Origin of the sequence: Leptolyngbya sp. FACHB-711 (genome assembly GCF_014695615.1) — a bacterium.
Lineage (GTDB): Bacteria > Cyanobacteriota > Cyanobacteriia > Elainellales > Elainellaceae > Leptolyngbya_A.
Genome location: NZ_JACJOR010000193.1, coordinates 1 through 10,614, shown reverse-complemented (window position 1 = coordinate 10,614; position 10,614 = coordinate 1). Strand labels below are relative to the sequence as shown.

The following is a 10,614-nucleotide window of genomic DNA, read 5'->3' as shown; positions in this document are numbered from 1 at the left end:
TGCTTACTGCACTGGCTTTTGTGTATTTACACTGGCGTAAGCTGAAAAAATAAAGCAAATATGCTTTGCAAAAACTACCTAGGCGTCCAGTATATTATTTCTGTTTTTGTGAAACACAGGTTAAGGCGGGCAGGCACGGAGAATTTGAGTCCGAGATCCTATAGTTTAGCGAGTCTCCTTAAAGCAATTCAGTGCAAGTTGCATAGTGCACCACTTAGCCTGATCTTGACTTGGGTGACTCATCAACGAGTGGCACTCGCACCACAAAAACTTGTCAAAGGCTTCAGGTTTCGCTCGATTGGCGTGAGTTCGTAAAGCAGAGAAGTTTTTTCAGGGTAATTCACTAATTTAGGTTGAATTCAGCCCTTCAAATCACTTACCAGCACGGGGTTTAATACTATGCATTGGACTGTTGCGGCTTCGTTTATTCACGATCTTAATTTGACGACCTCTACCTGGCTGACCCCCTTTGTGAAGAACCACCAGCATCACTTCACGATCATCCCTCGCTGCGTACCCCTTGCGAGCTGGCACACCCGCAAATCCTCGGTGACAGACTTGAAGGAATGGATGGATCATTGGTTCCAGGCAAGCGACGCCCTCCACAGAACACATGGAGGTGTGATTACCGTTTTTCCGCAACTTGCCGCAGCTGTAGCGATGCAAAAGCATTTACTCCGCAAAGATGCCCCGGTCGTGGCATGGATGTACAATGTGGGGACTTGTTCTTCGGGAGTGCGTCGTCTACTCGCTCAAAAAAGCAGTCAAGCGATCGATCGCTTTGTCGTTCATACGCAACGTGAGCGGCAGATTTACAGCGATTGGCTGGAACTGCCCATTGAGCGGTTTGAGTTTGTTCCTTATCAGGTTCCAGAAATTCCGGTAACTTATGAGGAAAACACCGCTCAGCCGTTCATTGCAGCACTGGGGTCTGCCCATCGGGATTTTCCTGCCTTATTTGAAGCGGTCAAAACCCTCAACATCCCGACGATTGTGGCTGCTAGCAAGCGATCGCTAGAAGGAATCAGCGTGCCTTCGCAAGTGCAAACCCCGTTTGATATTGGCAAACAAGACTGTCTGCGTCTAGCTCAAGAAGCTCGAATCAGTGTGGTACCCATGGTGCCCAATGAGCAAATCACCGCCGCCGGACAAGTCACCATTGTTGAGGCAATGCGGATGGGTCGGGCACTGATTGCCACACGCTGCAACGGGGCAGAGGATTACATTATTGACGGAGAGACGGGTTTGCTCGTGGAGCCACACTCTGTTAAAGATTTAACCGATGCCATTCAAAAGCTGTGGGAAGATCACGAATTGCGGAATCGCCTGGGTCAAAATGCAATGCGCTACGCGGCTGAACACTTCTCTAATGAAGCGGCTGGTGCAGCATTAGATCGAATTCTCACTGAGGTCGCCAATCAAGTTGGTGAAAGAAGCGTCGCTGCGTCCACGGAAACCAGTAGTGTAATGTCGCTGAGACTGGCTCAGCCATAACCGGTGACTGGTTCAAATTAGGGCGTTGCTGAGTTGAAGAGATACATCGCGGTGTTTGGTGGTGAGCCATTCCATCGTTTAGCAACGCTAAAACGAAAAAGGACTCCTCTATCAGGGGGAGTCTTTCTGTTTACAGATATATTCTTTTGCCAGATGACCAAATCGGGCTTCATTCCACGCGGGCAGTATTGTTAAGCGGGCGGAAGAATCTTCTAATTTGCGTATTTTTTTTAGCTTGGATCATCAAAGCATTCCCCAAAAGGTCTACCCAACCGTCAGCGTTTATTTCTTCGAGTTTTTGCCTTTGTTCTTTTTGCCTTTCTTTTTCTTATGTTTTTGTTTGGGTTCTTCTGAGTTCACTGCAGCAACGCCAGCAAGCACAGCCTGAGTTGTATTCATCGCGCTATTAATCCAGCTATCTAGATTTGGAGCAGCCGTACTCAAGTTTTCTTTGGTTTCAGTGACAACATCACGCACCAGCGTAGCAACCGCTTGTTTTGGGTCGTTTGAGGAGGCTTGCAGCACGGCGATCGCTTCATTTAGACGCGGGGTAGCTTCCTCTACAGCCGCTCGCACCGTTTTAAGAATGTCCTGCATCCCAGGCTTGATCTGGGTAACGCGATCGCTTACCGCGCCAGCAACGGTGGCAACGGGCTTATTTTCTAACTCAGCGCCTATCGGCTTAGCGTTCATCGGCAAATCTGATTTGGCTTCCTCAGAATGATCACCCGCTGCGTCGGATTGTGCATTAGATCGGAAAAGACGCTCAAGCACTTGCTGCACAATTTCAGTCACCAGTGTGGTCAGGAGTGCGACGGCAATTCCGTTGAGTCGTCCGCCCAACAAGCCGTTATTTTGCGATTCAGTAGATTGGTTTTTTTTCTTCGATTTCTTTTTAGAAGTCATTTTTATTCTTATGGATCTTTCTATGTTTGAGTCATCTAAATTAACGAATTTAGCCTGTCACCTGCGTCTATAGAAGGAATGAAGCGTTCTATTAACTAAGACAGAGTAAGATAAAGAACATCTGTATCTCGACCGATTCACCCTTAATTAATGCTTTCGCACCCCAAACCGAATGCTTGACCTGATGAAGCTTGCCCGCCAGATGCAGGGCATTGGTCAACACCTGACCCAGGAAGCCACCGCTGCCCGTCAACGGTTAGAGCTGGCAGAACAGCTTTTAGCGCAAGCCCGCGATCGACAGGAAGAATTGCTGGCTCTGCAAACTCAGTGGCGCGATCGATTGGGGTTTACAGCAGCGGAACCTGTGGAACCGCTCGATACGCGAGTTAGCATTGCGCCTGCCCCAGCCCTTCACAGCGTCATCGCCACAGACGGGTCGCAAATTGCCCCCAGCCATCACGAAATTGCCTACTGCTATTTGATCAACGTTGGGCGAATTGTGCTGCACTATGGGCAAAATCGCCATCCGTTGCTGGATAGCCTGCCGGAGGTGTTTTATCGCCCGGAGGATCTTTATGTGTCGCGGCAGTGGGGCATCCGCACCGAGGAGTGGATGGGCTATCAACGCACGGTGTCCGAAGTGGAAACCCTGGCAGAGCTAGCAATTCATCAGTTTGCAGATTCAGAGCTTGCAGATTCAGAGCTTGCAAATTCCCAGTTCACTAATTCCCAGATTGCAGATTCCCATCTCGCAAATTCGTCTGCTGGGATTGCCGCAGTTTCTACCGCGATCGACTCTGCCAGCGATTCATCTAGCCATCAGCTTTCGATTCCCTATGCAGTTCCTGAAGTGCCGCCACGTCTGGCAATGGTAGACGGTTCGCTGATTTACTGGTTTCTGGAAGCTCTGCCCACGGAAGCTCGCGATCGACTCTTGCCTCCCATTTTGACCGCCTGGGATCGACTGCGATCGAAACAGGTTCCGCTAGTGGGCTATCTCAGCGCAGCACGAAGCGGAGAAGCACTCAACTTTCTGCGGTTCCATACCTGTCCTTTTCCGGCTCCCGACTGTCACACCTTTTGTCCGGGTGCGACTGAAACGGCTCCCTGCCAGGTGTTTGCTCCGCTTCGGGATACGGCTCTCTGGGGGTTGCTGCTTGAACCGGGTCAGCGGGGGGCACTCTGGCGCAGCTCTGCCAAGATTCTGGAATGGTACGGCGATCAGGCAATTTACTTTTGCTATGTCAACGTAGGTTCTGAAATTGCGCGGGTGGAGTTTCCTGCCTGGGTTGCCGAAAATCCGACTTTGCTGGAAACTGCCCTCAGTCTGACTTTAACCCAGGTGCAAAAAGGCTACGGCTATCCGGTTGCCCTGGCAGAAGCACATAATCAGGCGGTCGTGCGTGGGGGCGATCGTGCCCGGTTTTTCGCATTACTGGAACAACAAATGATTCGATCGGGCTTGCAAAATATTGGAACTTCTTACAAAGAAGCTCGAAAGCGAGGCAGCATTGCCTGAACGTTGAATCTTATTCGCGATCGCCCGAGAGCCAGCACAAACATTTTGACAATCTCTTCATGCGGTGGATACTTGATCAGACTCAAAAAATCCGCCTTGATTCGATCGAGCCACTGTGCCTCTACCGCTTCGCTCGCTGCAGCAGGCTATTGCCATTCGCCAAAAAATCGGGTTCCTGACCTATTGCAGGTCAAACTGTTGCTCAACGTCACCCAGCTCCAGATCATTTGCAGAAGCAATTTGGACGATCGCTCACCCGAATGGAGGACTAGCTTTCGTGTATTGGGTGAGTCCGATCGATTTCTTTCACTCGATCGCTAATATAGAAAACAAGGGAGTAAAAGACCGCTATACTCTCTGAAAATGCGATCTGAAAATGCGATTCACAAAGCCATAACCTGAACGCAATAACGCTGACCTATTCGATATCGTTTGCAGGGCTAAACTATGACCTCCTACGCCACTTCCACCGCACGATCGGATCTGAGTGAACTGAGACGGCTCAAGAGCTTGCTGCCGCCGGAACTGAAGAGCTGGGTAACGGTTGAAGCTTCAACGGCTGTCAATCCGGTACTGATCACCAGTGAGGAAATTGGAAAAGACCAGATCGAAGTGCAAATCGACCTGGTAAAGTGGGATCAGTTGGCACTGGATCAGCGCAATCTGCTGTTCTGGCATGAGGTTGCCCGCGTTCAGAACGATACAATTCCCCGTGACGGCTGGGAGATGGCAGCTCTGGCGATCGGTCTGGGCGGTGCAGTGGGCGAACTCTGGGTACAAGATGGCTTGCTGCTGATACTGGCATTGGCACTGTGCGGTGTTTCGGGCTGGCGGCTCTACGTTCGCAACAATGGGGAAAAGACGCTTCAAGAAGCAATCCAGGCAGACGAAAAAGCGATCGCCCTGGCAACCCGATTTGGCTACACGCTTCCTAATGCCTACAAGAGTTTAGGCAGTGCACTGAAAGTTTTAATCGAGCAAACGCCGAAGAAAAAGCAGCGGAAACGCTATGAGCAGCGGCTCGACGCACTGAAAAAGAGTGCCGCCAAAGCGAAAGAGCGGGCTAAGGGTAGCCGCACCGAAATGGCAGACGGTTACTAAGCTTCAGGTAGGCGGTTTCTCCTGTGGCTGTTTATTCCTTTGAGTGGCGGCGATATCGGCGATTGTTTCGTCAGCCGCTCCGAACTCACCACGGCAGTTGGTCGGAGCGTGAGGGAATTATCGTGCGTTTGCAGCATAATAATCAGCAAATGGGCTGGGGCGAAATTGCCCCGATTTCCTGGTTTGGCAGTGAGACAATCGATCAAGCGATCGAGTTTTGCCAGTCGTTGAAGGGACAGATAACCGAGGAGCAAATTGCTGAAATTCCGAATCAATTACCTGCCTGTCAGTTTGGGCTGGAGTCTGCTCTGGAAACGCTGGGGTGTGGGGCGATCGATACTGCCTCGCGATTGAATTTGCCTTGCAGTGTGCTGTTGTCGCCGGAGGCAGTGCTTGCGGATGAGACGAAATTGGAGCAGGGCGAGGAGTCTTACATCAGATCCCTCAATCCCTTAATGCTGGAAAACTTTGAGATTCAAAATGAGCGGCTCGGTTCCTTCCAGCCTAGGGGGGCATCCCTGCGGGGCAAGCACTCTTCTAGAATCCTGTCTGAATTTGGCGAACCCGAACTCACGTTTAAGTGCAAAATTGGCGTGCAGGCAATCGATCGCGAAATGGCTCAGCTCGATCGCCTGCTCAAAGTTCTTCCTGAACAAGCAAAATTGCGGCTTGATGCGAACGGGGGATTGAGCGAAACAGAGGCTTATCGTTGGTTGGAATGGTGCGATTGTCATTCCCAGAACCCGCCGCAAATCGAGCTAATTGAACAGCCGCTTTCGCCCGATCAATTTGAGCAAATGCAGCAGCTTAATCAGCAGTTTCACACACCGATTGGGCTGGATGAGTCCGTAGCGACGATCGATCAGCTTCAGGACTGCTATCGGCAGGGATGGCGGGGCATTTTTGTGATCAAGCCTGCCATTGCTGGATCTCCCTCGCGGCTGCACCAGTTTTGCCAGGAGTATCAGCCGGATGTCATCTGGTCTTCTGCCCTGGAAACGACGATCGGGCGACGCTACATCGAAGATTTTCTGATTCCTTCCACCCAACTCACAAAGCGATCGATCGGATTTGGGGTGGATCAGTGGTTTGCAGATGACTGGGGAAAGCAGGAAGCGGATTTGCTCTGGCGTGATTTGGCAGAGGTCGGCTCATGAGGCTAGATCTGCTAGAAACCCTGAAGCAGCAATCGAATCAGCAGCGGTTGATCGGCTTGGACGGAGCGGAGTTAGTCGATCGAGCAGAACAGCGATTTCAGATGCTCACGCAGCTTGATCAGGCGAATCCAACGGTGTTGCTGGCAGAGCCTGAGCCGATCGATTTTCTGGCAGGATTTGTTGCAGCCGTGGCAGCAGAATGTCCGGTATTTCTGGGAAACCCGCAGTGGGCGGAGGCAGAGTGGAAGAGTGTGTTATCTCTGGTTCAGCCTGCTTGCGTTTGGATCTCTGGACAGCATGATTCCCCGTTGCTTGTGAGTCATCAGAAGCCGCAGTTTCCAACAGGCACGATGGGAAGCAGTTCTTCCCCTGGGATTATCGGCATTCCCACAGGCGGATCATCGGGGCAGATTCGCTTCGCGCTGCACACCTGGGAAACATTAACGGCTTCCGTAGCAGGCTTTCGAGCCTATTTTCAAATCGATTGCTCCAAAGAGAGCACTACTTCGGAGCGCGTCAATTCTTGCTGTGTGCTGCCGCTGTTTCATGTGAGCGGATTGATGCAGTTTATGCGATCGTTCTGCTCGGGTGGCAAGTTTGCCCTGTTTGCCTCCAAGGACTTAGCACAGCAAATTCAGCACATTGACCCTGCTGAGTTTTTCATTTCCCTCGTTCCCACCCAGCTTCAGCGATTACTGCAAAATCCCGCTAACCTCGACTGGCTCTCACAATTTCAAATGATAATGCTGGGCGGTGCGCCTGCCTGGCCAGATCTGCTGGAAACGGCTCGATCGCATCAACTGCGAATTGCCCTTACCTACGGCATGACTGAAACCGCTTCTCAGGTTGTTGCCCTGAAGCCAGAGGAGTTTTTGCAGGGGCGATTACCCCAAAGGGGGAGCTGCTTTGCACCGGGATGCGGTCAAGTATTACCCCACGCTCAGGTGACGGTGCGCGATCCGCAGGGAAACCCAGTCGAACCCGGACAAAGCGGAATTATCACCATTCGTGCCGCCTCCCTCTGTCGTGGCTATCTTCCTGCTCAGCCCAACTCTCAGCTTGAGCAAACCCAGCAGCTTGTCACCGATGACCTGGGCTATTTTGACTCAGCAGGCTATCTGCACCTGATCGGACGCAACAGCCAGAAGATTATCACAGGCGGCGAAAATGTCTTTCCGGCAGAAGTCGAAGCCGCGATTCGCCAAACGGGTTTAGTGCAGGATGTCTGCGTGATTGGACTACCCGATTCTTTTGAAGGGGAAACTGCTTCGCATCGTGCCTGGGGTGAAGTCGTGACTGCGCTGATTGTTCCTGTTTCAGGCCTCGTTCCAGACTTCTCGATTTCGACCCTCGAAGCAGCCCTTCAGCTCAAGCTCAGCCGCTATAAACAGCCCAAAAAATGGCTTATTGTCGATCGCATTCCGCGCAATTTGCAGGGCAAGCTCAATTACGAGCAGCTAAAACAAATCGCCCTTCATCCTGCAACGGGTGCAGTAAATAGAGGGCGATCGACAGACGATGAATGCATCTAACTGCTAAATCGATAATTTGTGAAATCGATAACTTGTGACCCGATAATCTAGGAATCGATAACCAGGCTCACTGCAGACAGAATTCTACAGGATATATTCTGTAGGAGTGCTACGAGAAAGACTTGCCGCAGCCACAGGTTTGATTAGCGTTGGGATTGGTGAACTGGAAGCCGCCGCCAATCAGCGCATCGCTGTAGTCCAGCATCAAGCCGTAGAGGTACAGCATACTCTTAGGATCGCAAACGACCTTAAACCCATCGTAGTCATACACTTCGTCGTTATCGCGGATGTTGTTGGGGTCTTCAAAGTCCATTGTGTAGGACATTCCCGAACAGCCACCTTGCCGCACACCGACCCGCAGGCACAGATCTTTTCCCTGCCTGTCTCGCAGTGCCATGACATGGCGGAGGGCGGATTCGCTCATTAGGATGCCTCCTCGCTGTTGAGGTGCTGCTTGTGTCATGTGTTTGAGACTCCCTTGCTGTTGCAGTCTACTACTCCTTACTCTATTCTATCGCTGCTTCAGCAAACTCCTCCAATCCCCATCAAACTAACCCCACTCATCCATTCACTCATCCACTCATCTACCCATCCACTCATCTGCCCATTCACCCAGCTTTGCGATACTTTGCGATCGCCAAGACCCCTGACTTTTATAGATTAAAGCTAGCAGCCCATGCACTCAACCACGAAACCTCACTCAACCCCAATGCCAAACGATTATCCTAATGATAAGCAGCATTCTAGAAGCACAAACTTCCCGTTTACCGGGAGCAAACCCCGCTAGAATGGCTGAAATCCATCCGTTGCTTCCGTAACTAATCGAAAGGCTGGTTGAAGCACTTGTCGAGAAAACGGTAGGCAATGCTGCATCTGTCTGTCCCGTCTTGTGGTGAGTTTGGCTATGACTGCTCTGAATCGCTCTACCCGTCGTCGGTTGCAACAATTGCGCCAGATTCCCAGCGTGTGGGAAGGCGATCGACGGTCATTGCTGCCAGAGTTTGGGGTCACGTCGCTTGACAATCCAGGACGCAAAGCAAATCACTGCATTCTGTGGGTGGACGGCACAGAAGGGATGGTGCGGGCAATGGACATGGTTTCCGGAGAGGTCGGACACGAGGCGATCGTGCGAACGCTGCTTCAGGCAATGGAATATCCGCAAGGTTCAGCCCTGCCTGCCCGTCCTCAAAAAATTGTGGTGCGCGATCGAGAGATTCAGTTTTTTCTCAGAGGTGTGCTGCAAGAGCTGGATATCACGATCGAATACGCGCCCGAACTACCAATCATTGACGAGATTTTTGAGGGGTTGCAGTCTGCGGTCAAGCCCCAGCCGCCTCAACTTCCGCCGGAACACGAAGCCACCATTCTCGAAGCAACTGCTGATATCTGGCAGGATGCTCCCTGGGAAGTGCTGGACGAGGAAAAGATTATCTCGGTTGAAATCACAGGCGCAGATGTCGGGACTCTCTATGTCTCGATTCTGGGCATGCTGGGCATGGAGTACGGGCTGCTGATGTATCGATCGATCGACTCACTGAAGCAGTTTCGTCAGCGGGTGCTGGCTGCCGGAGACTCGCCCGAAGGTTTGGAAGAAGCGTTTCTGGAACAGGATTGTCTGTTTGTCACCTTTGAGCAGGACGGCAACCTTCGTCCGGACGAAGAATCGCCTGCGGCAGCAGAGTTTTATGCCCAGGCAGGCGTCACGCCTACGTTTGGCAACCTGCACCCGCTAGAAGGAATGCGTCCCATTCTGCATGAAGAAGAAGCCATTACCGTTCTCGTTGCGCTGAAGGCACTGCACCGATTCTTTCAAAAGTCGCTCTCTCGTTTAGAACAGGAAGACTTTCCTTCTGTTTCAGGAAACTATCGCATCCCGAATCCCACGCACCCCGACCAAAAGATATCGGTCAAGGTAGCAACGCTGCCCAACCTCGCGGATGAACTATCGGAAATGACGATCGCCGCTGGATTTCCCGACGAAGATTTTCCGTTTGGTGCGCCGCCGCTGCTAAACAATCATCTAGTGCCGTCTGAATCCTTCTACAGCCTAGGCGCGATGTCCTGGGATGTGCTGGAGCTCTTGCGGAGCAGCGTTAAGTTTTATCAGGAAGCTGGGGCAGAGTTTCCGACTGATGCTGATGGGTTTCCCGTGATCTTGATCCAAACTTCTCGCCCCAAAGCCGCCGAACTGATCGAAGCGATCAAAACTGCAGGCGGACTGAAGGCAATTTGCTTTAACCCCGGCGAAGACCCCTTTTCGGAAGAGCGATACGATTTGGGCGTGCTGCAAACCCAGGACGACGAACTCCACCTGTTTGGCGAGTTTCACGAAAATGACTCAGTTCACATCCAGGCCCGCAAAAAGTGGGATCAACGCTGCAAGAAAACGAAGGGCTACTGTGGCTTGATTATTGCTAGAGGACTCAAGGGTGCATCGAGCGGCAACCCGCAGTTCAACGACATGATGGCTCTGTTTGAAACGCGCTGCATCGCCGCACAGGATTTGGGATTGGGGGAGCTTCAGTTAATTCCGTATTTAGAGTAGCTGATTCCGGATTTAGAGTAAATGACCTGAGACAACCGCGCTCCCTCAGCCTGTTCCACTCTCTCTAAAGAACTATTACAGTTCCATACAAAATTGAGAATGTGAAAAGGGTCGAATGATAGGATGCGTGAAAAATGTTCAGAGAAACGTTCATGACAGAAACTCTTACTGGACAAACTCCTATCTTCGGCGGCAGCACGGGCGGACTGCTCACGGCTGCGTTTGAAGAAGAAAGATACGCCATCACCTGGACTAGTCCGCAAGAACAGGTGTTTGAAATGCCTACTGGTGGGGCTGCGGTAATGCGGCAGGGTGATAACCTGCTGTATTTTGCCCGGAAAGAGCAATGTATCGCTCTCG

The 10,614-nt window shown here is 51.5% G+C and carries 10 protein-coding genes; 8 read left to right on the top strand and 2 right to left on the bottom strand.

Translation table 11 applies throughout. The features are described 5' to 3' along the window. The first annotated feature begins 399 nt into the window (after positions 1–399). Positions 400–1,494, top strand: coding sequence for a glycosyltransferase family 4 protein (locus H6F80_RS07190; protein ID WP_190790905.1), 1,095 nt, complete (start codon positions 400–402; stop codon positions 1,492–1,494). Positions 1,495–1,776: 282 nt separating this feature from the next. Here H6F80_RS07190 and H6F80_RS07185 read toward each other — a convergent pair whose 3' ends face one another. Further along, positions 1,777–2,400: a hypothetical protein gene (locus H6F80_RS07185; RefSeq protein ID WP_190790904.1), complete on the bottom strand. Its 624-nt coding sequence runs from the start codon at positions 2,398–2,400 to the stop codon at positions 1,777–1,779. A gap of 172 nt (positions 2,401–2,572) precedes the next feature. Here H6F80_RS07185 and H6F80_RS07180 point away from each other — a divergent pair, with 172 nt between their 5' ends. The 5 genes from H6F80_RS07180 (at position 2,573) to H6F80_RS07160 (ending at position 7,709) form a co-directional block, all read left to right on the top strand. Beyond that, complete coding sequence (locus H6F80_RS07180; protein WP_190790903.1) at positions 2,573–3,919, top strand: DNA double-strand break repair nuclease NurA; 1,347 nt, start codon at positions 2,573–2,575, stop codon at positions 3,917–3,919. A gap of 72 nt (positions 3,920–3,991) precedes the next feature. Next, positions 3,992–4,240, top strand: a complete 249-nt coding sequence (locus H6F80_RS07175) for a hypothetical protein (protein ID WP_206755045.1) — start codon at positions 3,992–3,994, stop codon at positions 4,238–4,240. Between the two features lie 126 nt (positions 4,241–4,366). Continuing rightward, positions 4,367–5,020, top strand: a complete 654-nt coding sequence (locus H6F80_RS07170) for a DUF3318 domain-containing protein (protein ID WP_190790901.1) — start codon at positions 4,367–4,369, stop codon at positions 5,018–5,020. A 23-nt stretch (positions 5,021–5,043) separates the two neighbouring features. Beyond that, positions 5,044–6,177 carry an o-succinylbenzoate synthase gene (menC, locus tag H6F80_RS30670; protein ID WP_190790900.1) on the top strand — a complete coding sequence of 378 codons (1,134 nt, stop codon included), beginning with the start codon at positions 5,044–5,046 and terminating at the stop codon, positions 6,175–6,177. Further along, positions 6,174–7,709 (top strand): 2-succinylbenzoate--CoA ligase, encoded by a 1,536-nt coding sequence (locus H6F80_RS07160; protein ID WP_190790899.1) that lies wholly within the window; start codon positions 6,174–6,176, stop codon positions 7,707–7,709. The genes menC and H6F80_RS07160 overlap by 4 nt, the downstream gene beginning before the upstream one ends. A gap of 109 nt (positions 7,710–7,818) precedes the next feature. On the opposite strand, the gene H6F80_RS07155 is transcribed toward H6F80_RS07160, so the two are convergent. Beyond that, complete coding sequence (locus H6F80_RS07155) at positions 7,819–8,172, bottom strand: HesB/IscA family protein (RefSeq protein ID WP_190790898.1); 354 nt, start codon at positions 8,170–8,172, stop codon at positions 7,819–7,821. 441 nt (positions 8,173–8,613) lie between these two features. Between H6F80_RS07155 and H6F80_RS07150 the strand changes: the two genes are divergently transcribed. Both H6F80_RS07150 and psaD read left to right on the top strand, forming a co-directional pair. After that, positions 8,614–10,254: a DUF6930 domain-containing protein gene (locus H6F80_RS07150; protein ID WP_190790897.1), complete on the top strand. Its 1,641-nt coding sequence runs from the start codon at positions 8,614–8,616 to the stop codon at positions 10,252–10,254. A gap of 152 nt (positions 10,255–10,406) precedes the next feature. Next, positions 10,407–10,614: photosystem I reaction center subunit II (psaD, locus tag H6F80_RS07145; RefSeq protein ID WP_242067212.1), on the top strand; the 208-nt coding region annotated here is incomplete at its 3' end.